We start from the raw sequence: 23,711 nt of genomic DNA, 5'->3' as shown, positions 1-23,711 counted from the left end.
AGAGGCCCCCGTTGCCGTTGTGGCTGTTCGCTACAACGGACAGGCATTCTGCTCGATCGTCCCCGCAATACGATCCCCGGCAACCGTAGCCAGAATCTTGTAGTGGCCCAGTCCCAGCTCCTTCCCGTACGCCTCCCCGACGAGGACATCCTGCACATGTTGGTGATCCCAAACACGGAAGGAGGACGGGCCTACCTTTAATCCATCGAACGCATGCCCTTCCAACGCCTTGATGAGGGCGGCGGTCTCCGTTGTCCCGGCCCGTTGCATCGCCTCGAGAATCTGCGTCACCGCTGCGTAGCCAAGATAACAACGCGATGTGGGCGTATGATTGTATTTGTCGATCACGCCCTGGATGAATCGTCGTGAGCTGTCGGTGTCGATCTTCGGGTCCCAGATCAGACCCCAGATGCCGGCATTATTGGCATAACCCAACGGGCGACCGATCTGTTCGCCCGCGATCATGCCCCCCACGCCGATCTTCCCTTGAGCCAGTTCCAGTTTTGTATAGGCTTTCAACGCATGCACGAGATCCCATCCATAGAGATTCAAAATGATCGCCGCGGGGTTCTTGATTTTTGCCTCAGCGAAGGCCGCTACAAAATCGGTTGAGCCGAACGGCGTGACGGTCTCTCCGACGAAATCAACTGCGAGAGACTTGCCTGTCTCCAGCATTGCCTGAGCCGCCGCCCTGCCATCGACGGTGGCAGCCGTGATCATGTACCAGCGAGTTCCGTAGGCTTTCGCAATATATGGCGCGACAGCCTGCGCCATCATTCTTGCGTTGGGCATGAACACAAAGGTCTGCCGGTTACAGGCTGCTCCCGTCAGCTCGGGAAGGTGCGCACCAGTCACCATGAACAGCGTATTTTCCTTCTGCGCTAGGGCACTGACAGCCAGCGCACAGTCCCCGTTGAAGGTGCCGATCAGTACGTCGACGCGATCCTCCTTGATAAACTTCGTCGCCGCCTTCAGAGCGGTATCTGGATTCGAGGCATCGTCCGCATCCAGAATGACCACTGGTCGACCCAATACACCACCTTGCTTATTGAACAGGTCCACCGCGACATTGGCGCCATGGACATCATGAATCGACGATGTTTTGTAGGGGCTCGACAATGGATCGAGTATGCCGATCTTGACCGGATCGCCTGTGGCGGCGAGACTCGCCCTCCCCGTGAGTCCCATCACTTGTCCAATCAGGTTCCCGAACACTAAAGCACCGCCGGTTGCTGCGGAAAGTTGTAAAAACCGTCTGCGTGAAAACTCAGTCATCGGTCCCTCCTGTTATAGGACAACCTACCCGCGCTGTTTCCGCTCGTGGCGGAATGCCATCACGATTTCCTCGAAAGAAGCTCTGCCTCCAGTTCGGCAATACGCCTCCTCAACGGACCGGCCACCTCCTGGACCTCATCTGTCGAGTAGCGTGGCGTGATGTACTTCGGGCAGTTCCAGTCGAACGAGACCACATCGATGAAGATCAGCCGTTCCACGCTTGACCGCATGTTACGGTCTGTCACCTGCTCGATCAGTTCCGGATGCGCCAGGGCATCCTCGACACGGGCATGGCCAAGAATTTTCAACCGCTCCCGGTTCTTGTAGTCCATGAGAAACAGCGCCACCCGATCGTTCACCGACAGGTTGCCTGTGCTCAGCAGTTGCCGATTGCCTTTGTAGTCGGCAAAGACCAGGGTTGTCTCGTTGAACAATCGTAAAAATCCTGCAGGTCCGCCTCGATGCTGAACGTAGGGCCAGCCGCTCTCACTGATCGATCCCATGTAGAAACTGTCCCGAGCGGCAATGAATTCCGCCTCTGCCTGGCCCAGCGGGTCTCGGTCGGGGGCGCCAGCAATCTTGCTTACCTGCCCGTAATATTGGGCCTGCGCACGGCGCACCGCATCCGTGAACATCAGATCGAGATACTTCGTTGCCATGGTCTCTCCCTGGTTGTCTTCAGTTACACCGTATCCAGGAGACGGCCTCACAGCCGTCTCCTGGGGCTTGACTCAAAACACGACCGTCTGCCAGCCGTCCGCCAGGTAGCGCCGCAAACTTAAGAGGCCTGCTGTCCCGGCCAATGCATGGTCCTTCACAATCGGGACTCCGCAAGCCTTGACACTTTCCGTCGCCCCAAAGACCTCCGCACATCCGCATGAGGCGCCCTGTACGACATCGCGGACTACGTTGTAGAGGCCATTGGCCGGATGCGAGAGTTTGCTCAACTCAGCCGGCCAGCGCGTGCCGGCACCATTGAATACCACGGCGACTTCGTCGCCCTTCTGTTTACATTCGGACGCGAGGGCCAGCGCGTTAAAGACTCGTCCAAGCGCTTCCTCAGAACCACTTTTCGGATCGGACAGAATGATGATGGCAGTTTTCATGAGTTCTCCTTGCATGGAATGATCTGTACTAAATTATGGACAGCTATGACGCCTACTCCCATGGTTTTAGAGATCCGACGCGTTCTTGTCTTTGATCCCGAGCCAGTTCTTCTCCGCTTTCACGAGGTAGCCAGGAATGTCCTTCTCCCACTTTTGTTGAATGCCTTTATCCAGATTCAGGTAGAGCTTGCCTCCTACGATCCTCCACATCTCAGGATCAGCCACAAATTTCTTGCCTAGGGCCACACCGTAGGCGCAATACCCCCCGTAGACCGGCAGATACTTTTCCGGGCTCTTTATGAAGAGTGTTTTATGTTCGTCGGTGGCGAAGGCATAGGTTACGCCATCCTGTACCGTCACGTGAAAGCCGCTCCCTCGCACCGCCTTCCCGTCGGTAAAGTAGGCGACTGGGTCATAGCCGCTGAGACCCGGGGTGCTGATCGCCACATCGTTGGCAAGGGCTGTAGCCACTGATCCCACGAGAATCAGCATGGCGAGTTGAATGGTCTGTTTCAGTGCCATGGAGGTCCTTCCTGTTATTGAACTCTTGAATGTCTTCACTGCGATGGCCATCGCGCTCCTGCACTACCGCAAGGCCGATGCCACACGACACTGCGCCCGTGGAGTGAAGACAACTCATTGATCTATGGTGACTTGTCGGACTTTTCGCCGATGAGGAGAATCAGAACGTTCCGAAGATCGGTCCACGGTATTTCGAGGAACTACGATATCTCGTGTGGGGAGAGGACAGGGATCGATGCTGTCAATCGAGACGAGGCTTCTTGATTCCGAGTTTTTGCATGCGTGAACGTAGCGTGTTGGGATGGAGACCCAGCCGAGTGGCGGCGCCCTGTTTTCCTTCAATGACCCAGTTCACCTCCTGTAGGACATGGAGGACATACGCTCGTTCGACCTCTTCCATGGTTCCCTTGTGATGTGATGGGGCAGGGGCTGCATGGAGAAATGCGTCATCGATTTGCAGTATCGGCCCGTTTGCGAGAATCGTTGCCCGTTCGATGACATTTTCCAGCTCTCGAATGTTCCCGGGCCATGAATAGGTCATCAAACGGTCCATGGTCGCATGAGACACACCGTCGAATCGCTTGTTAAGTTTGGCTGAAAACTTGGCGATGAAGTGGCTGGCCAAGGATGGAATATCGGCTGCACGGGCAGACAGGGGTGGCACCTCGATCGGAAACACATTCAGCCGGTAGAGGAGATCGGCCCGGAAAGAACCGGCCTTCACCGCTGTATGCAGGTCGCGATTAGTCGCGGCGATCACCCGCACATCGACTTTCGTTGAATGACCGCTGCCGACTCGTTCGAATTCCCGTTCCTGCAACACGCGCAGAAGTTTTACCTGGGCATCGAGCGGGAGCTCTCCCACTTCATCCAGGAAGATTGTCCCACCATCCGCCAACTCAAATCTGCCAATGCGGCGCTGTAATGCCCCGGTAAACGATCCTTTTTCATGTCCGAAGAGTTCGCTCTCGAGGAGGTTCGCGGGGATCGCGCCGCAGTTCACCTTCACAAGGGAGCGTGCCCTGCGCGGGCTCATGTGGTGAATCGCCCTGGCGATCAGTTCCTTGCCCGTCCCGGTATCTCCACGGATGAGGACGGTTGAGTCGGTCGGTGCGACCTGTTCGATCGATCGCAGCACGGCCTTGATGTTCTGGCTCTCGCCGATGATCTCTTCGAAGTTATGCTCGAGTTTGATTTCTTCGCGAAGGTAGAGATTCTCGGCTTGCAGCCGATCTGTGAGCTGTTGAACTTCCGTAAACAGCTGCGCGTTTTTGATCGCAATTGCGGCCTCATTGGCATAGACGGCCAATCGTTCGAACTCCTCTTCGCTCAGCGGCCGGCGTCCGAACATCGCGATGACGCCGAGCAGTTCCCGTCGGAACTTCAGCGGGTGGCCAGCAAATGAGTGGAGCCCGTTGTCTTGCATCCACTGTTTGTTTGGGAGTCGGTCGTCGCCGAGGACGTCGTTCGTATAGATCGATCCGGTGCCTTGGGCGATCTTTCCGATCTTCAACGCCCCCAGTGGAATGCGACGGTATTCACCGTTGAGATTGGTATAGAGTCCGGCGCTCGCTTCAAGATGCAGGCAGCGACTTCGATTCGTACAGTCGGCAGCCTTGTGACAGTCGGCGCAAAGATCGCCTGGACCTAAAAGCCAGATGCGGGCGAAGGCCGCATCCAGCTCCTCCACCAACCCCTGTGTGATCGTGGCCAGTACGACTTGGAGGTCGAGACTCGACGCCATCTGGAGTGTAATCCGCTCCAACACATCGGGAGATTTGAGAGGAGGAGGAGTCGAGGGGGGAACGGTGTTCATCCTGTTGTCTCCGAGCCGGCAATCAGCCGACTCGGAGGACGATAAGCACCTAACCGAAGATTGTCAACGAGCTGAATTGATCCCAGGTGTCGCACTGTTTGATCGACCAATAGACCGCGGCTTTCAGCTTCTGCAACCGCATATTCTCCGGATCACGCATGGCTTGTAGTTGTCTATTAAGGTCGTACAAGGGCTCGATCGAGCGCTTATCCGGAATCTTTCCCAAGGACCAGGCGACCTCCGTAAGAACGAGCCAGTCTGTCTTGGGATCCTTCAGCTTTCTCAACAGCGGCAGCACGACGGAGGCATCTCCATGCAACCCGCCCAGTTGGCCCAACCCCTTGGCCGCTGCGGCTTGCACCTCAAGGTCCGCTGACGTGTTCATGATCTCGACCAGCAGAGGAATGCTCTCCCTCCCGAGATTGCCCATCGCCGCCAAGGCCTGTTTTGCCAAGTCTCGGTCTTGGAGTGCCTGCTTCAGCCTGGGCAAGGCTTCGTCAGCCTGCATTTCTCCGAGCAACGAGATAATCTTGACCTTGCGTGCCTGGTTGGTCCCGGCAGAATCCAAGAGTTTTAGCAGCCGATCCGGTTGGCCCCATTCCGCCGTCAATAGAAGGGGAAACTCGTATTTCTCTAATCCGTCGGTGAGTTTCTGTATGGCGTAGGCGCCGGCTTCTCCGGCTTGCGCGGATTGGGCTGCTGTGACCGCATCGTCAAAATCGGTCCGTACCTCCCGTTGCCATTTGACCTTCAGGTCTCCCAACAGATAGGTCAGCTGGCAGGCAGGTCCTTTCCAGAGCCTCGACGGCGCATCGGGTAAATCTGCATCACCACCGGCAGCGGTGGTCCCTTCCCACGTCTTCCGCTGCTCACACTTCACCTTAAACACCGCGTCATGGGGCTTCGTGCGATCCTGCACCATGGTATAGCCCAGTTCTCCGAGACGGCGCGAGGCAATCTCGACGATCGGTCCCGCATCGACGGTGCCCTTTTCGGTAAGGGCTATTGCGTCGACGAGCACCGTCTGGACTTTGGCAAGTTGTGCCTTCTGATCTGCCGTAAAGTAATCTCGGTAAGCCCATGACGGACTTGGTAGGAGTATGCACGCACAGGCCAGAGAAGAGAGGAGACATGCTCGCATCAGGCACCTCCTTATCAGGGACAGTAGCCTCACCGGAGGCATTCAACAGGCCGGAGACTGGAACTCCACTATACTCCAGCACATTATACCCCCCACGAGAGGAGGGTGCTACCACGCGTTGTTTCGACGCAACTTGCAGGTATTGGCAGGGAAGAGTGGCGATGAAGTGTCTGCCGTCCATCCTCTGTTTCTATTCGTTCTTGCAGCGGTCAAGGCCGCGGTCAGAAGCGTCCTCCCCCAGGAGTATGGGTTGACAGTAGGCGGTATCCAACGGTACAAAAGACTGACGCTATTGAGTCATTTCGCTTGTGTGCTTCTCATGCTGGATCCGACTTCAGCGGACCTCACTATGCGAGCGTGGCGAAACTGGCAGACGCGCGAGACTTAGGATCTCGTGGGTAACCGTGGGGGTTCAAGTCCCTCCGCTCGCACCAAACCACGGATGGCTCGACAGTACAGTGACACCTGTAAGCCTTCTTACAAGATAAAGGGTAGTATCAGCTATGAAAATGGAAGTGACCGAACTAGGACCGATGAAACGCGCCCTCAAGATCGAGGTGCCGGCCGATGAGGTCACGCAACGGTTTGCCCGAGCGTATGTTGAGTTGAACCGCCAGGTCAACATCCCGGGATTTCGTCCTGGCAAGGCCCCCCTGGCCTTGCTGGAGAAACGCTATTCCAAATCCGTGGAAGAGGATGTGATTCGAAGCCTTGTGCCGGATTTCTACGACAAGGCTGTTCGTCAAGCTGGTATTGTGCCGGTCCTCGTTGAAATTCCCCCGTTGGATCGGGTCAAGATTAAGAGAGACGAGCCGTTCACCTTTACCGCAACCGTCGAGATCAAGCCAACCATCGAGTTGCGAGACTATAAGGCACCGAGCCCGATTTCGCTCAAGCCGGACAAGCGAACCGTCACCGACGAACAGCTCGACCGAGGACTTGAGGTGTTGCGCGAGCAGCAGGCACGCTTGGAAGCCGCGCCAACCGGCCATGCCATCGTGGATGGAGACTATATTGTGCTGGACGTGCAAGGCACGCTCGATGGCGCTCCGTTGGATGGAGCGAAGAAGGACGGGCAACTCCATAAGGTGGGTTCGAAGGCGTCCGTCTTGGGACTAGAAATCGATTCGCATGTCGTGGGGAAGAAAGAGACGGATGTGCTCGAAATATCCCAGCCCTATCCGGCCAGTCATCCGGACCCACGTGTCGCCGGCAAAACAGTCTTGTTCACGTTGACGGTCAAATCCGTCAAAGAAAAGAAACTGCCGGTCTTGGACGATGAATTTGCCAAAGACTGCGGCCCCTACACCACGCTTCAGGAAATCAAAGATAAACTGCGGAGCGGGATGGAGCAGGCGCTGAAGCGAGAGATCGAGGACACCTATAAGGATACGATTATCAAACGGCTTGCGGAGACTCATCACTTCGATCTTCCGGAGACCCTCGTTGAACGGGAGCTGGAGGCCATCATCCGCCAGCACGTACAGCAGCAGGAACGAAAAGGCGCTGCCCAGGAAGCGCCCAGTGCGGAAGATGTCACGGCTCTTCGTCAGGAGCACCGCGACGAAGCGGCGCGCCGCGTGAAGCTCGGACTCGTGCTGGAAGCGATCGCCGAAAAGGAAGGGCTGACGGTCACTCAGGACGATCTCAATGCGGAGATCATGCGGCTGGCGTCTGAGCTTAAAATGCCGCCTGCCGATCTCGTCAAGATGGTCAAAGCCGGCGGACAAGAGTCGATCGACGAATTACGCGCCAGGATTTTAGCGGATAAAGCTCTGGATTTTGTGTACCGCAATGCGGTGATTCAGGGATAGCACCGAGGTTCAGGGCAGGTCTTGTATCTCGGTTTCAATAGGCTGTAAGCGGAAAGGAACGACAGGCATGCTGGTTCCCATTGTCATCGAAACGACGAACCGGGGCGAACGCGCCTACGATATTTATTCCCGGCTCTTAAAAGATCGGATTATTTTTCTCGGTGCGCCTATCGACGACGTCTTTGCCAATCTGATTATTGCCCAACTCTTGTTCCTCGAAGCTGAGGATCCTGAAAAAGATATCAATCTCTACGTCAACTCTCCCGGTGGAAGCGTCACGGCTGGATTGGGCATTTACGACACCATGCAATATGTGAAACCCCCGATCAACACCATTTGCCTGGGCCAGGCCGCCAGCATGGGGGCCTTTTTGCTGACCGCGGGAACGAAGGGCAAGCGATTTGCGTTGCCGAATGCACGGGTCATGATTCACCAGCCTATGGGCGGATTTTCCGGGCAAGCCACTGAAATCGACATTCATGCCAGGGAGATTTTGAAAATCCGCGAACGACTTAACGAGATCATGGCGAAACATACCGGCCAGCCTCTGGAAAAAATCGCGCAGGACACCGAACGGGACTATTTCCTGTCCGCAGAAGAAGCCAAGCAGTATGGCCTCATCGACGAAGTCATTTCGCGGCCACCGAAGATTCTCAAGGCCGTCAGTGGCGATGCAGGAAAAGACGGGGCGAAGGACAAGTAACAGGGGGAGGACGCATGGCTAAGCAGGATAAGATGGATCGACATCTCCGCTGCTCGTTTTGTGGAAAGAGCCGCGACGAAGTCCGCAAGTTGATTGCCGGACCTACCGTCTATATTTGCGACGAATGCGTCAACCTCTGTAACGATATCATTGCCGAGGATTGGGAAGAAGCCAAAGAAGAGATTTCGTCAAAAATCAAGAAGCCGGTGGAAATTAAACACCACTTGGATCAATACGTCGTGGGACAGGAGCGGGCCAAGAAAATCCTCTCGGTGGCCGTGCATAACCACTACAAGCGAATCTCGGCTAAAGACAAAGATACTGACGAGGTTCAGCTCCAAAAGGGCAATATCCTCATGCTGGGGCCCACGGGCACAGGGAAAACCTTATTGGCCCAAACCCTCGCGAAGTACCTGGACGTGCCCTTTACGTTGGCCGATGCCACAACGCTGACCGAAGCAGGGTATGTCGGTGAAGATGTGGAAAATATCATCCTCAAGCTGTTGCAGGCATCGGACTACGATGTTGAGCGGGCTGAGCGAGGCATTGTCTACATCGATGAAATCGATAAGATCAGCCGGAAGAGCGACAGCCCCTCTATTACCCGCGATGTCTCGGGCGAAGGGGTGCAACAGGCGCTCCTCAAGCTCATCGAGGGAACGGTCGCCAATGTCCCGCCTCAAGGTGGTCGCAAACATCCGCACCAAGAGTTTATTCAGGTCAACACGAGCAATATCCTGTTCATCTGTGGCGGAGCGTTCGTCGGGCTTGAACAGATTATTGAGCAGCGTCTAAATCGAAAATCGATGGGATTCGGAGCCGAAGTCCGAGGTCGGAACGAAATTCGGCTCGGTGAATTGTTCGCAAGAGTGCAGCCGGAAGACTTCCTTAAATACGGTTTGATTCCGGAGTTCGTCGGCCGGTTGCCGGTTGTGGCCACGCTGGATGAGTTGGATGAACGAGCCCTCATTCGAATTTTGACCGAACCGAAAAACGCGCTCACGAAACAGTACGAGAAGCTACTCTCCTTCGAAAAAGTGAAGCTCAAGTTCACGGAAGGCGCGTTGGGCGCGATCGCGCGGAAGGCATTTGTTCAGAAGACAGGCGCTCGTGGCTTGCGCGCCATTCTCGAAGACGTGATGTTAGACGTGATGTACGACGCACCTTCGCAGAAGCAGATCAAGGAAGTCCTTATCACCGAAGATGCGATCCTTGGGAAGCATGCCCCCATCAGGATTTTCGAGCAGGATAAGGAAGCGAAAACAGCCTAAGTTATTGCAAGTCAGTCTGTGTGTCGTGTAATTGTTTACTCGTCGAACCGTAACGCTCTCCAGGCCAGGATCATTCCTGGCCTGGGATGTTCCCAGTAAGCCGCTCTCCAGAATAGGCCTGCTCCTGGCCATATTTCTCGACCCAATTTTGACAGATTGATGACTTTGCGCTTTTCCTCGACAAGCTAGAAGGCTGCGCTATACTTGCCTTGTCACTCTTGAACGCGGAGGACGTGTGAAATATCCAGTGTCTTCAAGCCTTCGACACAAAGGCAAAGCTCTCGACCTTGATGCGACCCGTGAAGTGATCACCCTCTTGGGTATCAACGGCGAACCGATGGGCAATTTGTCCTGGGATTTCGTCATCGACCAGATCCTGGCCTATCGCAATCCCCCGACGAGCCGAGAAACCAGGAATGAGCCGCGAGTGGCACTCACGTTCCGTATCAAATATAAAACTCCTGAGGGCCAGCAGTTTGAAAGTCGCGCAGGCGGCATCGGCGGAGGCGGGCTCTTTATCGAAAGCCACAATCCTCTCCCAGTCGGTACCAAGCTCGCGCTTGAATTTTCGCTACCAGAAAAGCCGTCAGAATGGTTGCCCGCGAAGGGTCTCGTCGCCTGGGTCTGTCCCAAGGCAGATCAATATACCTTTAGTCCTGGCATGGGGGTGCGCTTTACGGAGATTAACCCGGATATCCGTAATTTCGTGCTGGACTTGGTGAAATCTCTTCAGCCTGTCGGTCAGCCGGCCTAGCGATCATCCGTCTGCGTTCGAGTGATTTCCTGTTCAACTCAAAGGTCTGACCATGAAGTTCAATGTGACGACGACGGGGGGACATATGGGGAAAATCCTCGAAATGGACCCCGATCGTGAAATGGTCTCATTACTGAGTGCGACAGGAGCCTTGCTTGGCGTTCTTCCATGGGGAGAGATGATCGAGCAGGTGCTGGCCGGTGACGACGACGCGCGATTCGCCCATGCCCGTGCGCACCCGAGAGCTCCACTCGCGTTGAAGGTTCGGTACACGACACCGGAAGGTAAGCAGTTCGACAGTCTTACTGGTGGTATCGGTGCAGGCGGGTTATTTATTGAGAGCAGCACCCCGTTGACCCCTGGAACAGAACTGTCCGTCGAGTTTGCCCTGCCAGACCGTCCCTGGGAAAAATACCAGGCCACAGCCAAGGTCGCCTGGACCCGCAACAAGCCAGAACGACATCTGCTGTTTCCCGGTATGGGCGTTCAATTCACTGACATCGATGAAAAGGCCCGCAAGGAGCTGGTCGAACTCGTCGAGGCCTTGAATCGCACTCGCCTCACAACCTAGAGTCCTCCTCGCTTCGCCCAGTCTCGCACCCCACTGTCGGCATCCATGACTACTGCCCTCTCAAGCGCGGCCTTCGCATCGACATCGCTGCGCATGCCCAAACGAAAGGCCGCTTCTGTTCGCACTCCAGGCGAGGAATCATTGGCCAAACGCTCTCCGAGCCACGAAGAGGCAGCCATGTCGCCCCATTCGCCCACCGCCGCCACAATTCCCTGACGCACTTCTGGGTCAGAGTCCTGTCCTGCAGCGATTAACGAAGAAACCGATTGGCTCGAGTCTATTTGCAGCAATGCGCGCACGGCCGCTTTCCTGGTCGCCGCATCCGGAGATCGCAATAAGCCAACGATGGGTTCCAGTAACCGCGGGGCCGGTTCGATCTCGCCGATCGCAACAACTGCCGCCTGGCGGACTGACTCGACAGGATCCCCTAGTGCCTGTGCCAACAGGGCGACGATTGTATCGGTGGCTGGGGGTTTTATCCTCCCCAGAGCTGTCACCGACGCTTCTCGGACTGCTCCCACAGGGTCCTGTACGAGGGAAAGAATCGAATCGATGGATCCTGGGTCACCGATCTTACCTAGGGATTCAGCGGCCGTCCGCCGCATCTCAGGCCGTTCATCGTGGAGCAACTCCAGCAAGAGAGAGACGGCGCGTTCCTTCGATGGCGGTGGAGAGTCCTCGATACATCCGGCGAGACAGAGGAGGGTCAGGACGACTGTACAAGCGATGGTGGCAGAGGTCGTACGAGAAAGCGGGTCCCTGGTAGCGGGCAGGTTGATGAAGACCGTACTCCGGCTCACGCTTGTTTAGGAGGCTCTTCGTGCAAGGCCGGCATTTCTTTGGCTGCTTCGATGGATTGTTGAAATTCCTTCTGGGCAGAGTCCATTTCGGCCTGGATTGTTCGCATCTCCGGATCGACGGAATTACGGACATCGGCGACGGCTTGCTTAAAGGTTCGCAACGCATCGCCCAGTCCTTCTCCCAGGCTTTGCATGTCCCCCGGAGAGATGCCGGCCGGTTGTGCGGCTTGGGCTTTCATGGCTGCTTGCTGGGCTTGGACGCGGGCCACGGCATCCTTGTTGACGATGGCAGAGGGGCGTTTGGCCACAGGTTTTGCCTGCGCACCAGGTGGAAGAGGCGGGTACTGTGCCTTCATCATCGGGGAGGGAGCCGCCGCGCGCTCTTCCATCGTGGGAGGTTGCTGACCCTGCGCGGCTGATTGGGTGGAGGCTGACGGGGCCGACGCTGGTCGAGGAGCCTGTGGCTGGGCCGCCATGTTGTACATTAATGCGGCGGTCGTTCCAGGTGTGAGTTCTGGGCCAGGCGTATAGGGTGCCGTCGGTTTCGGCGCGGCCGGAGCCTGTCCCTGCGCCACCACTGGTGCAGCCTGAATGGTCGGCTGGACTTGCATCGGCTCCGGTTGCGTGACGTCGGGCGATGCCGCATCCGCTTGCGGGGGGATCTCGTTGACTTCTTTCTTGAATCCCTTGAGCGCCTTGCCCACCCCTTCACCGATTTGGGGGAGTTTGCCTGCCCCGAAAATGATGAGGACGATGACGAGGATGATGATCAGTTCCGAGATCCCCATGGTACCAAACATGGCGTGGTTCCTTTATCCAAAAAATCGCCGACGGCCCTGCCCCTATTGAGAATTCATGCAACTCTATAGGCCAGGAGGAGGCACTGTCAAGGAAGGGCCGGGCTAGAAAATCGGTATGATTTCGGTTTGCAACGGCAAGCCAAACACCAGCGCCTCATGGTCGGAGAGGTACACATCCAGCTCGCTCCTAATCCCAAACTCGCCTGGTAAATAGATGCCCGGCTCGATCGAGAAGCAGGTTTTCGGCATGAGTCGGCGGGTATCTTGTGTTTCCAAACCATCAATGTTGGCTCCGTTGCCATGGACCTCTTCACCGATGGAATGGCCTGTGCGGTGGACGAACTGCTCCCCGTAGCCGCCTCGTTGGATAACCTGGCGGCAGGCCGCGTCAACTTCCCAGCCGAACGGACGATGGCCGGCAGAAATTTCTGTCTTGGCGAAGGTCAAGGCCGCGTCCCGTCCCGCCCGGACCAAGTCGAATATGTCGCGCTGTTTTGCCGGCACCGTCTTGCCGACATACCCGGTCCAGGTGATATCGGCATATACCGATCCGGTTTCCGCTTGCTTGGCCCAGAGGTCGATCAACAGCAGCGCATCGCGCGTGACGTCGGCAGACCCAACCTCTGTCGGGCCGTAATGCGGGTCTGCGCTGTGGGCATTGACGGCGGCAATCGGTGCACTCGACGTGACCATCCCGGCATCTTGGATGCGCAACAAGATGAACTGCTGGACTCCGTATTCAGTGAGACTCCGCCCTTGCGCGATCGCCTCATGCACATGACCGAACGTTTCGTCGACGATGCGCCGGAGGGCCGCAGCGGCATATTGATGCGATTCGAGTTGACGGTCCGTCCAGCAGGCTTCGAACACCTGGATCAAATCCGCCGAACTGACTACCTCGACACCGTAACTCCTGATCAATTCGATCGTGCCGGCATCCACGCGCGACACGTAGGGCACCGCATTCAGCGGAGAATACTGCATCGCAATACGAGGGCTTCCGTCCAGCAGGCGCCCGAGGATCTGCCGTTGCTGCTCCCACGACACATAACAGTCGGTCTGTCCCGGCAGGGTATCCAGTACATGGGGCTCGATGCGATGTAACAGTTTGACGGGATCTCCCTGCGCGGGAATCCAGTAATACCAGCGCCTCGTCACATGGAGGGTCGGGTCGAGCTGGAGGATGCGATAGGCGAGGGGATCGCTGTAGCGGAAGTCATAGAAGAGCCAGCCGTCGATTCTGGCATCGCGAAGCGAATGCTGAATTTTGCTGATACGTTGCTGGATGGCCTCGGTCATCATTCAAGCATCATATTCGTCGGGCCAGTAAGCCGTCAATGTGGCGGCGAGGCGATCGACGATCATGGTACAATGGGCCGCATGACCGTCGAGCATGGACCAGAACCTTCTCAATTTCGTGTGACCCTGTTTGTCGGACCACAACCGGTGGAGGGAAGACCCTTCACGTCCTCCTGTGTCTTCAATGTCAAGAAGCGGAGTTGGAAGGGTGGAGTTCAGGTCGCCGTCGCGATCACGGACGCGCAAATCGATCAGCTCCAGGCTGATATGGCGCTGCCTCACTGGTTGGCGCAGGCCTTGAACGATCTCCCAGAGGAAGATCGTTCCTCGAAGGAGGCGCGCGCGCACGAACTGTTTATTCAAGCGGTCTGCTGGTGCAAGCTCGACTTACTGCTGCATTCTGGCATCACGCAAGACAACCAATGTCTCGCAGATGACACATGGATTGTTGAGGTTCGGGATACTGCGATCAAGCGTACGAACTTCATCGCCGCGTACATTGCTACTGAACTGGACCTCGTACAGGGAGATGTCACCGCTCCATGAAGCGCTCTCCCTGAGCGCGGCAGGGGGTTTGCAATCAGTGCTGAATTTGTTATAACCCCACTACCCCTACAACAGAGGTGAGTGGCTCCGGGGTCAACCATTATCGCTCAGCTCGCGCTGTCGAAGAAGGAGGATTTTTCGTGAACATCAATTCAGTGTCATCCAATCGTTCCCGTGCCGGTTCCAGCTTTAAGCTTGTGGCAGCCGTTCTGCTCCTGGTCCTCTGCACCATTACCATGGTGCCCTCGGCCTGGAGTCAAGAAGGCACAGAAGGTGGAAGCGCATCAACCGCGGGCATGCAGGCCGCTGCTGGTGTCTCTACCCTGTTGTATCTTCCGCTGAAGCTGGCCTTCGCCATCGGTGGAGGGGTTGTCGGAGGCCTCGCCTATGCGTTCTCCGGCGGGAATGAACAAGCGGCCAAAAGTATTTGGACCACGAGTCTCTATGGGACCTATATCCTGACTCCGGATCATCTCCAAGGCAATCGACCCATCCGTTTCCTCGGAGTCGCTGATTCGAACGATGAACCGGCCTCAGTCCCTGTTTCGGAACCCATCCGCTAGCCGATGAAACCGATCATCGGCGTCACACCAGATTTCAACGCCGGTGATCGGAAAGAATGGGGTGGGCGTGAGCCCACCTATTTTTTACGTGCGCGCTACATTCGTGCCATCGAAGAATTGGGAGGCATCCCGCTCGTGCTTCCCCTCCTTGCAGATCGAGCCACGAGACGGCGCCTTCTCGGGCAGCTTGACGGACTCCTCCTCACCGGAAGCGGTCCGGACTTGCCCCCAACATTGTACGGTGAGCGCCAACGTTTTCCGTTCGGCCTTGTCAGCGCGCGCCGCGCAAACTTCGAACTGGACATGGTGTACCTGGCAAGGAAGGCCGACCTCCCGTTGCTCGGCATCTGCGGAGGCATGCAGACGATGAATGTTGCCTGTGGCGGCAGTTTGTTTCAGGACATTGCGTCTCAGGTCGCAACACCGCTTCAGCATCGGCAACGGACTTCTGCGACGAATCTCAGTCACACCGTGACCGTGGCGTCAGGCAGCCTATTACGCCGTATCGTCCGGTCGGTTTCGATGCGGGTGAACAGTTCACATCATCAATCGGTCAAGGCTGTCGCACCGTCGTTGATCGCCAGCGCAGTGGCTCCCGATGGTATCGTGGAAGCGATCGAATCGTCGACGCAGCGTTTTTTTCTCGGCATCCAGTGGCACCCTGAATTTCTTTTCGAGCAGCATCTCCACCACCGGCGCCTGTTCGAGGCATTTTTGCGCGCCGCCCGCCGCTCCGCATCATGAGCACAGAGACGTCCGCTTCGGACCGGACTGCGAGCGGTGCACCGGCGCCTGCTATACTTCACTGAATATGGAACGAGAATCGTTTGACCGGCCAGCAGCTTCTCCTCCCACCCGCAGGGGATGGGCGATGATTCGCCGTCTTTTCCAAACGAAATCCATCGAGCAGATCCTCGCAGATGCAGACCATCCCGACCACCGTTTAAAAAAAACGCTGACGGCCTGGGATCTGACCGCACTCGGCATCGGGGCGATCATCGGCACCGGCATCTTCGTTCTGATCGGCACCGCCATTGTCGGCGATGCCTACCGACCGGGGGCAGGGCCTGGAATTATTCTTTCCTTCGTGCTCTCCGGCCTGACCTGCGCCCTCGCGGCCCTCTGCTATGCAGAATTTTCCACCATGATTCCCGTGGCCGGCTCTGCCTATACCTATTCATATGCCACGTTGGGAGAATTTTTGGCTTGGATTACCGGCTGGAACTTGATTCTCGAATATGGAGTGGCTTGTGTTGCGGTTGCCATCGGGTGGTCCGGCTATTTCAATAAACTACTCAGCTTGGCCGGGCTCGAACTTCCATATTGGGCGACACATCCGCCAGGAGGACCAGATGGTGGTGTTGCCAACTTCCCTGCCGCGATTATCGTGTTACTCGTCACCATCATCCTCGTTATTGGAATTAAGGAAAGCGCTCGCGCCACAGGCATCGTTGTCTGTTTGAAGCTCGCGGTCATCCTCTTTTTCATCGCGGTGGGAACGCCCGCCGTGAACGCAGACAATTGGACGCCCTTCATGCCGCAGGGATTTGCCGGCGTCGGTGCCGCAGCGGCAATTGTATTCTTCGCCTATATCGGATTCGACGCCATCTCAACGACGGCTGAGGAAGCGAAAAACCCTCAGCGGGATCTTCCGATCGCCATCATTGCCTCACTGAGCATCTGCACGGTCCTCTATATTGCCGTGGCCGCTGTTCTGACCGGCTTGGTGCCTTCTTCGCAGATCGACATCCATGCGCCGGTGGCTGAAGCGTTGAGTATGGTGGGGTTCAAGTGGGGCTCGGCGATTGTGGCGATTGGAGCCGTCGCCGGGATTACCAGTGTGCTTGTGGTGATGATGCTGGGCCAGATTCGGGTCTTTTTCGCCATGTCGCGTGATCACCTCTTGAGCCCCTGGCTTTCAACCGTGCATCCTCGGTATGGCACGCCGCACTACGCCACCATTCTCACGGGCATTGCCGTGGCTACGCTTGCGGCGCTGATTCCTATCGGTGACGCGGCGGATATGACGAATGTCGGCACGCTCTTCGCGTTTGTTCTCGTCTGTATTGGAGTCGTCATTCTGCGCTACACGAAACCCAACCAGTCCCGGCCATTCCGTCTGCCGCTCATGCCGCTTGTTCCCATCCTAGGCATACTGTCTTGTCTCGGCCTTATGAGTTTTCTCCCCTGGGTGACCTGGGTCAGGTTCGTCGTCTGGACCGCCATTGGCATTGTGGTCTACATGGGATATGGTTTGAAGCATAGCAAACTGGCCAGCCCTTCCCTCAAGGCCGCTTCCCAACGGGTACATTCTAAATAGATTTGGTTAGTTCGACTCGTTCGCTGGCTGAGCTGCCGGAGCAGGTGTCATGGGAGCTGGTGCAGTCGGAGCGGCTGGGGATGCGACAGGCTGGGCAGCAGCTGATGGCGTAGCGGCTACCGCTGGCTTAGGAGGGGCGGGCGGCTTGGGTGGGGCAGGTCGTTCCGGTTTGATGCCGCCTTCCCATGAAGGACCGGAGTACATATCCGCCGAGAGACCCTTCGTCTTCCATTTTTCTTCAAAATCCGCCGCTGCTTTATTCGGAGTGTCACCACTCCCAACGACGTCATTCCACGGGTAGGCCCTTGGGCCGATCTGGCACCCGGTTTCCGTCCGCTTCAAATACAAGGCGATCGGATTCCCGCGATAGGGTCCAAGATAGATATGCAGGGAACCGGCGTATTCGAGCAAATGTGCCATGCCCGTCTCCAAGAGGGTGGCATGATGCCATAAGAGGTGCATCGAGGGCAAGGAGGGAGGGGGCCAGGTGCCCTCCTTGCTCGCAGAACGCGCACGATGAAACTGTGCTCGTTCGATGCACGCAGTTGAGGGCAACCTTGGCCCCTCCTCTTGAGGAGATATGGAGAAAGGGAAAGGGGGGAAGTACTTGTTGGACGCGCGCAGTTAGGGAGCCCGCATCCCTGACTCTTAATAAAATAATAGGGGAGTAGAACAAGCGGAAGGCTACGACAACGTGACCGTAGGTTGTGCCGGGCGTTTGCGGACGAGGAAGACTCCGATGGTGAGCACCATGATGACCGTGACGTTCATACCTACGTCCATGAGATACTGATAGAACTGTGTGTCGGTCATCGCGGTCAAATGGGAAAGCTCCGCACTGGCGGTCAGGACGCGTCTCGTACAGGCGATGATGCCGACCGCAAGGTAGGGCTCAAGATCCAGGACTTCGGTCTGGAGAAACCGGATGACGGTGCGGAACAACTCCAGCAGAATAATGACGAGCAGCAGGTCGTTCAACAGCTTGAGGCCTGAGGGCAAGAGGCCGGCCTGATTGGCCTTGATGATGAAGGTATACCAGGCATGGGTGAAGATGAGCATGCCGAGGATGAGAAGGCTGAACCCTGCAGTCATGTAGCCGAGCCGATCGAGCCATTCCATGATCCCGCACCACCGTTTCATCAGCTCTTTTCGATTCTGCACGAAGCCCTCCAGTCTGTTCGAATTACGCAGTGCCAGGAGGCGCATTCTGCCCCGGCGCTGGCCCACGCAACTGGCCGTATGTCAGCTCTTTCATCGAGCTGGACGTCAAGGAATGACCACAGCAACGAATTTCCGTAAAACCGGCTCCACCATCGATGATCATGACGCGAAGCCCGCACGAGTCGGGGTGCAGCTTCTTTTCATCAAGCACGACAGCGGGAGGCAAGTCCCCCTTTTCCCGACCACGCACAATCGCAACATCGGGGACCAGATCCTCTTCCGTCAGATCATGACCGCAACAGACGATCTTTTCAAATCCCTCGCCGCCGCCCATGACTTTGACGATCAATCCACAGGCATGTTGATGCCGTTTGAACTCGTCCAGGATATCGCCTTTCTTGAGTGCCACATTTCCCCCTATCGCTAGGCGGCTGCTCAAACAGTCCGCCAGCGTCGTACTTGCCTCGAACGCCTCCTCAACGTAGCCCCGAGGCTACGCCTCCGGTATGTTCGCGGCTGCGGCCTTGCTGGGCGGCCTATTCGCGCAGCCGGCTAACGTCACATCATTCTCGCATTATCACGTCGCAACGTTCGATAACCGCTCGCGAACCTGATCGATTGTGCGCAATAACATCTGATGAGACCGGCACCCGGCTATGAGTTTCGCGTCGGAGATCGTCACCGGTTTATACGGCAACACAAACCGGCCTTTCAGGCGGGCAATCCGAGAAGCTGAAAGGCTCAGCCTCTCCATCGAAATCGTGCCCGATGCGACCGCCTGCTCCACGGCCTCGAAGGCGGCGATTTCCCGATCCCGATCTTTGCAAATTAGCAAGACGTCGCAGCCTGCCGACATCGCACGAACCGCCGCGTCTTCTATGCCATAGTGGTCGATGATCGCGTGCATCTCTAAGTCGTCCGTCAAAACCACTCCATCGTACCGCAGCTCCTGGCGCAATAATCCATTGATGATGGTCGGCGAGAGCGTGGCGGGCAGCTCAGGGTCGAGGGTTCGGTAGAGCACATGCGCCGTCATCATCGACGCGATACCCTGCGTCACGGCCCGGCGGAACGGGGGAAACTCGACCGTCTCCAATCGCTCGCGCGAGGCGGCGACGACCGGAAGCTCTTTGTGGGAATCGACATTCGTATCGCCGTGACCGGGAAAGTGTTTCCCGCAGGCCACAACGTTGTTGTCTTGCAGCCCCGCCGCCGTCGCCAGTCCCAACTCGCAGACCACATCGGGCGTCGCCCCGAACGCGCGGTCGCCGATAACCGGATTATCCGGATTGCTGTTCACATCGAGCACTGGCGCCATATTCATGTTCACGCCTACTGCCCGCAGCTCTTTGGCAATGGTTGCCGCAGCCGCATAGGCTAATTCGGTCGAGTTTGCGCGACCGAGCAATTCGCAGGGCGGGAAAATTGTAAAGCCCTTGGGAAGACGGGAGACCCGACCCCCTTCTTGGTCGATGGAGATCAACAGCGGCGAATGGGGGCTACAGGCCTGGAGATCGTTGGTCAAGTCGACCATCTGCTCGACGGATTCGAGGTTTCGCGAGAACAGAATGACACCGCCAGGCTTGTATTCCTTGATAAAGGAGGCCAGGTCGCGGGTCACTGACGTGCCGAGAAACCCGACCATAAAGAGCTGTCCGATTTTGTCACGCGTCGTCATACGATTGTGCTCCCCTGCTGACAGGCTGCTACAGGCTCCGATCGATCAGGTATTGCAACAACAGCCTGGTCCCGATCGCGGTGGGTCCCTTCGGCACGTAGGCGCGTTCCCGTTCGCTCCAATCCGTACTGGCGATATCGAGGTGCACCCAAGGGCAGTCGCCTACGAACTTGCTCAGAAAGAGCGCTGCGGTGATCATGCCGCCGCCACGTCCGCCGATGTTGCGCATGTCGGCCACATCGCTCTTAAGCTGTTCGAAGTATTCCTCCCACAGAGGCATCTCCCAGACCCGCTCGCCCGCCTTCTGCCCTGACTTCCGGACCTGTTCTTTGAGTGCTTGATCAGTGCCGAACATGCCGATCGCAAATTGGCCGAGCGCCACAACACAGGCTCCCGTGAGGGTTGCAATGTCGATCAGGGCCGCCGGCTTGTACCGCATCGCATAGGCCAGGCCGTCGGCCAGGATGAGCCGCCCTTCTGCATCCGTGTTCTGCACTTCAACCGTTTTTCCTGAGAGCGTGGTCACGACATCGCCTGGCTTCATCGCCCTGCCGCCCGGCATGTTTTCCGCCACAGGCAGGATACTGATGAGACGCAGCGGGAGTTTGAGTCTGGACGCCGCGCGGATCGAGGCGAGGACCTCGGCTCCTCCCGTCATATCGGCCTTCATGCGTTCCATGTTTTCGGCGGTCTTCAGTGAGATCCCTCCCGTATCGAAGGTAATCGTCTTCCCGACCAGCACAACCGGGCGCTCGTCTTTCTTCTTGGCCCCGTTGTATTCCAGGATGATGAACTTAGGCGGCTCCTGGCTCCCGCGCGCGACGCCCAGCAGCGCTCCCATCCCCAAGCGCTCCATTTCTTTCTGCTCAAGAATCTTGATCGAAATCTTCTCGGCCTTCGCAATCGCTTTCGCTTCCTCGGCAACCTTCGTCGGCGTGAGGACATTGGAGGGATGATTGCAGAGGTCGCGAACGAACACCGTGGCTTCTGCCGTGGCGACGCCGCGCCGGACCCCTTCGCTCACCTGCTTCAGCTGACCCTTCTGCGGGATGAGAATCTTCATCCCTTCGACGGCATGTTCTGCCGCCGCGGTCCGATAGACGGTGAACTGATAACTGCCGAGGATCGCCCCTTCCACCATCGCTTGCGCCACTTCCACCGATGACATCCCGGCGGGGGTTACCGTGGGAAACACCACGGTCAAGGACCCGGCCTTCGCCTGACGGGCACGCTTCGCCGCGGTGCCCATCGCTTGCCGGATCGTCTCCAGCGTGACGTCTTTCTTCTTGCCCAAGCCGACCAGTATCAACCGTTTGGCCGGTACTGAGCCCTGTGTGTGGTAGAGCAAGACTTCGTTGGCCTTGCCTTCGAACTCCTTGGATTGCAGCAGCTTGCGCAACGAACCCCCGAGGGCTCGATCGAGCAGGGCCGCATCCTGTGTGCCCAAGCCCTCTCCGTCGCAGTGCGTGAGGACCAATACCTCTGTGGCAGCGGTTTCTACTTTTCCGACCTGTACCGTGACCCGCATGATTTTCATTCATCTCTCCTTGTTGAAGCAGTCAGCTATCAGCGCTCAGCTTTCAGCCAAAATTGAGAGCTGACGGCTGAACGCCGACAGCTATTTTTCACACCCCGCGCATGTCCGGCGCCCAGATGTATTTGTGCATCTGCAATTGAAAACGGACCGGCAGGCGATCGGCCAGGATCCACTCAGCCAGCTGTCGCAGATCAAGCGACGCAAAGACCGGGCTGAAATGCACCGGACAACGACCGGCCAAGTCATGCTCAACAAGCACTTCCCGGGCCCAGTCGTAATCGGCTCGGTCGGCCAGGACAAACTTCGCCTCATCCTTGGCGGTCAGCCTGGAAAGGTTCGGCCAATGCATCCGATCCGTCATGCCGCTCCCCGGGCATTTCACGTCCAGGATGACATGGACCCGTGGATCGACGGGGGTAATATCGATGGCGCCGCTGGTCTCAAGCAGCACCGTAAAGCCGGCATCACAGAGTTTGGTCATGAGGGGGAGACTTTCAGGCTGAGCGAGCGGCTCTCCTCCGGTCACCTCCACCAGGCGGCACCCGTAACTGTGTACCTTCTCCAAGACGGCATCCAGGGGGGACTCCTGTCCTCCGTAAAATGAGTAGTCGGTATCGCACCAGGTGCAGCGAAGCGGGCAGCCGGTCAACCGCACAAACACGCAGGGTTGTCCGGCGTAGCTCGATTCACCTTGAATGCTATGAAAGATTTCGGTGATGCGCATAGCTCAAGACGTGACGCGCATGGCGGAAACGTGGAGACGCGGTCTTGTCGCAGAAATGGTTAACATTGAACGATTCACGTCTTTATTCCCATTTGACGACCGGCCACCCTCGCCGGCTCGCCATGAGAGCCATGCCCCTGATCGGGTTGACCACCAAGGGGTACCTGACCAGTTCAAGAAGGTCGTAATCGCCGGGACTGTCGCCATAGGCGTAGGACCCGGCTAAATCGAGGCCCCGATCCTGCGCATGAGCGAGAATCAGTTCACGTTTGCCCCGGCCATAGGGCAGCGGGGGAATCAAGGCGCCGGTATAGAGGGAATCCCGTTGCTCCGGTTTCGCCGCAAAGACCGTCGGGACGTCCAAGAAATCTGCAAGAGGCTCAATCAAAAAGTTTGGCGCGCCGGTCACAAGAATCAACTGGTGCCCGGCCTGGCGATGCGCGTCCAATCTCGCGCGGCCCTCTCGGGATACCTTGCCGATCATGTCGCTCTGACAGAACTCCCTCGCACAGGATTCGATGTCGGCAGGGCGCTTCCCTGCCAGATAGAGTTTTCGTTCCCGGAGCGAGTGCAGCGAGAATGGGGGTACATGCTGCACCAGCCAGGCCGCGCTCCGGCTCAGCTCGCCCCATCCCACCAGGCCGCGGCGCCACAAATACCGAAAGAATCGTACTTCGCTGGCGATTCCAGGCAGCAGCGTGTTGTCGACGTCGAACAGCGCGGCGACAGGCTTGTCGCTCTGCCGTTCAGCGGCATCATCGAGCGTGGGGGTGAGGATCTGGTGACTCTGCACAACGTTGGGGGACCCGGTGACTATGAGCCGCCCGATTCTACCGGAGCGACTATGGATTGACAAGGATTTTGGCCCACTTCTATAATGCGCCTCCCTCGTCGTTGAAACGACCTCTGATGCCGAAGTGGTGAAATGGCAGACACGCACGTTTGAGGGGCGTGTGGCGCAAGCCGTGCGGGTTCAAGTCCCGCCTTCGGCACCAACAGAACATTGTTCCGTTCCTGTCCTCATGAGAACCGGTTCGCGAGGCATGCCGCGCAAACGCTCCTCCTTCTTGTTGACCCACATTCTGTCCGCAATCTTCGCCACACGTCCTGGAACCGTCGCTAGATCCATATGGGTCTAGACTTTTCACGCCCCCCCATAGGACACTGGCGCCCTCTCACGTGACCCTGCAGAACCAACCAGACTGGGTGGGCGCCATGCGGTTCTTGCAACCAGATCTGCATTCAACGCATACGCTGTCATGGCGTATCCCGTTGTTCTATAGCGAGCCGTCCGACCCCCAGACTCCAGA

The 23,711-nt window shown here is 57.3% G+C and carries 25 protein-coding genes and 2 tRNA genes; 11 read left to right on the top strand and 16 right to left on the bottom strand.

Annotated features, from left to right (window positions below; genetic code table 11):
• Positions 1 to 30: 30 nt before the first annotated feature.
• The 6 genes from Q8N00_15035 to Q8N00_15010 form a co-directional block, all read right to left on the bottom strand.
• Positions 31 to 1,275: an ABC transporter substrate-binding protein gene (locus tag Q8N00_15035; GenBank protein ID MDP2384106.1), complete on the bottom strand. Its 1,245-nt coding sequence runs from the start codon at positions 1,273 to 1,275 to the stop codon at positions 31 to 33.
• A 59-nt stretch (positions 1,276 to 1,334) separates the two neighbouring features.
• Positions 1,335 to 1,934, bottom strand: coding sequence for a pyridoxamine 5'-phosphate oxidase family protein (locus Q8N00_15030; GenBank protein ID MDP2384105.1), 600 nt, complete (start codon positions 1,932 to 1,934; stop codon positions 1,335 to 1,337).
• A gap of 72 nt (positions 1,935 to 2,006) precedes the next feature.
• Positions 2,007 to 2,381, bottom strand: a complete 375-nt coding sequence (locus Q8N00_15025) for a DsrE family protein (protein MDP2384104.1) — start codon at positions 2,379 to 2,381, stop codon at positions 2,007 to 2,009.
• A 66-nt stretch (positions 2,382 to 2,447) separates the two neighbouring features.
• Positions 2,448 to 2,903, bottom strand: a complete 456-nt coding sequence (locus Q8N00_15020) for a YHS domain-containing (seleno)protein (GenBank protein MDP2384103.1) — start codon at positions 2,901 to 2,903, stop codon at positions 2,448 to 2,450.
• Between the two features lie 241 nt (positions 2,904 to 3,144).
• Complete coding sequence (locus Q8N00_15015; GenBank protein MDP2384102.1) at positions 3,145 to 4,719, bottom strand: sigma 54-interacting transcriptional regulator; 1,575 nt, start codon at positions 4,717 to 4,719, stop codon at positions 3,145 to 3,147.
• 49 nt (positions 4,720 to 4,768) lie between these two features.
• Positions 4,769 to 5,860 (bottom strand): HEAT repeat domain-containing protein, encoded by a 1,092-nt coding sequence (locus Q8N00_15010; protein MDP2384101.1) that lies wholly within the window; start codon positions 5,858 to 5,860, stop codon positions 4,769 to 4,771.
• A gap of 351 nt (positions 5,861 to 6,211) precedes the next feature.
• Here Q8N00_15010 and Q8N00_15005 point away from each other — a divergent pair.
• From Q8N00_15005 to Q8N00_14980, 6 genes are all read left to right on the top strand, one after another.
• Positions 6,212 to 6,294: transfer RNA gene (locus tag Q8N00_15005), tRNA-Leu, on the top strand.
• Between the two features lie 69 nt (positions 6,295 to 6,363).
• Entirely contained in the window at positions 6,364 to 7,674 is a 1,311-nt protein-coding gene (tig, locus tag Q8N00_15000) for a trigger factor (GenBank protein ID MDP2384100.1), read from the top strand.
• Between the two features lie 67 nt (positions 7,675 to 7,741).
• A complete protein-coding gene (gene clpP / locus Q8N00_14995) occupies positions 7,742 to 8,377 on the top strand; it encodes an ATP-dependent Clp endopeptidase proteolytic subunit ClpP (GenBank protein MDP2384099.1) in 636 nt (211 codons plus the stop codon).
• Between the two features lie 14 nt (positions 8,378 to 8,391).
• The gene (gene clpX, locus Q8N00_14990; protein ID MDP2384098.1) at positions 8,392 to 9,648 is read left to right on the top strand and encodes an ATP-dependent Clp protease ATP-binding subunit ClpX; all 1,257 of its coding nucleotides are present in this window, start codon (positions 8,392 to 8,394) and stop codon (positions 9,646 to 9,648) included.
• 235 nt (positions 9,649 to 9,883) lie between these two features.
• On the top strand, positions 9,884 to 10,402 hold the full coding sequence (locus tag Q8N00_14985) for a TIGR02266 family protein (protein MDP2384097.1): 519 nt from the start codon (positions 9,884 to 9,886) through the stop codon (positions 10,400 to 10,402).
• A gap of 52 nt (positions 10,403 to 10,454) precedes the next feature.
• Entirely contained in the window at positions 10,455 to 10,973 is a 519-nt protein-coding gene (locus Q8N00_14980; GenBank protein ID MDP2384096.1) for a PilZ domain-containing protein, read from the top strand.
• Here Q8N00_14980 and Q8N00_14975 read toward each other — a convergent pair.
• The 3 genes from Q8N00_14975 to Q8N00_14965 form a co-directional block, all read right to left on the bottom strand.
• Positions 10,970 to 11,773 (bottom strand): HEAT repeat domain-containing protein, encoded by an 804-nt coding sequence (locus Q8N00_14975; GenBank protein ID MDP2384095.1) that lies wholly within the window; start codon positions 11,771 to 11,773, stop codon positions 10,970 to 10,972. The genes Q8N00_14980 and Q8N00_14975 overlap by 4 nt on opposite strands.
• On the bottom strand, positions 11,770 to 12,573 hold the full coding sequence (gene tatA, locus Q8N00_14970; protein MDP2384094.1) for a twin-arginine translocase TatA/TatE family subunit: 804 nt from the start codon (positions 12,571 to 12,573) through the stop codon (positions 11,770 to 11,772). Before tatA ends, Q8N00_14975 begins: the two co-directional genes overlap by 4 nt.
• A gap of 102 nt (positions 12,574 to 12,675) precedes the next feature.
• Positions 12,676 to 13,875 (bottom strand): M24 family metallopeptidase, encoded by a 1,200-nt coding sequence (locus tag Q8N00_14965; protein ID MDP2384093.1) that lies wholly within the window; start codon positions 13,873 to 13,875, stop codon positions 12,676 to 12,678.
• 78 nt (positions 13,876 to 13,953) lie between these two features.
• Here Q8N00_14965 and Q8N00_14960 point away from each other — a divergent pair, with 78 nt between their 5' ends.
• From Q8N00_14960 to Q8N00_14945, 4 genes are all read left to right on the top strand, one after another.
• Positions 13,954 to 14,418: a hypothetical protein gene (locus tag Q8N00_14960; GenBank protein MDP2384092.1), complete on the top strand. Its 465-nt coding sequence runs from the start codon at positions 13,954 to 13,956 to the stop codon at positions 14,416 to 14,418.
• A 140-nt stretch (positions 14,419 to 14,558) separates the two neighbouring features.
• Complete coding sequence (locus Q8N00_14955) at positions 14,559 to 14,981, top strand: hypothetical protein (protein MDP2384091.1); 423 nt, start codon at positions 14,559 to 14,561, stop codon at positions 14,979 to 14,981.
• A 3-nt stretch (positions 14,982 to 14,984) separates the two neighbouring features.
• Positions 14,985 to 15,725 (top strand): gamma-glutamyl-gamma-aminobutyrate hydrolase family protein, encoded by a 741-nt coding sequence (locus Q8N00_14950; GenBank protein MDP2384090.1) that lies wholly within the window; start codon positions 14,985 to 14,987, stop codon positions 15,723 to 15,725.
• A gap of 127 nt (positions 15,726 to 15,852) precedes the next feature.
• The gene (locus tag Q8N00_14945; protein ID MDP2384089.1) at positions 15,853 to 17,301 is read left to right on the top strand and encodes an amino acid permease; all 1,449 of its coding nucleotides are present in this window, start codon (positions 15,853 to 15,855) and stop codon (positions 17,299 to 17,301) included.
• 6 nt (positions 17,302 to 17,307) lie between these two features.
• Here Q8N00_14945 and Q8N00_14940 read toward each other — a convergent pair whose 3' ends face one another.
• From Q8N00_14940 to Q8N00_14910, 7 genes are all read right to left on the bottom strand, one after another.
• Positions 17,308 to 17,721, bottom strand: coding sequence for a hypothetical protein (locus Q8N00_14940; protein MDP2384088.1), 414 nt, complete (start codon positions 17,719 to 17,721; stop codon positions 17,308 to 17,310).
• A 264-nt stretch (positions 17,722 to 17,985) separates the two neighbouring features.
• Positions 17,986 to 18,462 carry a phosphate-starvation-inducible PsiE family protein gene (locus Q8N00_14935; GenBank protein MDP2384087.1) on the bottom strand — a complete coding sequence of 159 codons (477 nt, stop codon included), beginning with the start codon at positions 18,460 to 18,462 and terminating at the stop codon, positions 17,986 to 17,988.
• Between the two features lie 22 nt (positions 18,463 to 18,484).
• Positions 18,485 to 18,871 carry a hypothetical protein gene (locus tag Q8N00_14930; protein ID MDP2384086.1) on the bottom strand — a complete coding sequence of 129 codons (387 nt, stop codon included), beginning with the start codon at positions 18,869 to 18,871 and terminating at the stop codon, positions 18,485 to 18,487.
• A 168-nt stretch (positions 18,872 to 19,039) separates the two neighbouring features.
• A complete protein-coding gene (gene nagZ / locus Q8N00_14925; protein ID MDP2384085.1) occupies positions 19,040 to 20,140 on the bottom strand; it encodes a beta-N-acetylhexosaminidase in 1,101 nt (366 codons plus the stop codon).
• Between the two features lie 28 nt (positions 20,141 to 20,168).
• Positions 20,169 to 21,677: a leucyl aminopeptidase gene (locus Q8N00_14920; protein ID MDP2384084.1), complete on the bottom strand. Its 1,509-nt coding sequence runs from the start codon at positions 21,675 to 21,677 to the stop codon at positions 20,169 to 20,171.
• Positions 21,678 to 21,765: 88 nt separating this feature from the next.
• Positions 21,766 to 22,401, bottom strand: a complete 636-nt coding sequence (queE, locus tag Q8N00_14915) for a 7-carboxy-7-deazaguanine synthase QueE (protein ID MDP2384083.1) — start codon at positions 22,399 to 22,401, stop codon at positions 21,766 to 21,768.
• Positions 22,402 to 22,483: 82 nt separating this feature from the next.
• Complete coding sequence (locus Q8N00_14910; protein ID MDP2384082.1) at positions 22,484 to 23,194, bottom strand: HAD-IB family hydrolase; 711 nt, start codon at positions 23,192 to 23,194, stop codon at positions 22,484 to 22,486.
• A gap of 118 nt (positions 23,195 to 23,312) precedes the next feature.
• On the opposite strand from Q8N00_14910, the gene Q8N00_14905 reads away from it, so the two are divergent.
• Positions 23,313 to 23,396 (top strand) — tRNA-Leu (locus tag Q8N00_14905).
• Positions 23,397 to 23,711 lie beyond the last annotated feature (315 nt).

The sequence above is a fragment of the Nitrospirota bacterium genome (genome assembly GCA_030684575.1).
GTDB lineage: Bacteria > Nitrospirota > Nitrospiria > Nitrospirales > Nitrospiraceae > Palsa-1315.
Note: the sequence above shows the minus strand (reverse complement) of the source record. Positions and strands in the feature narration are given on the sequence as shown.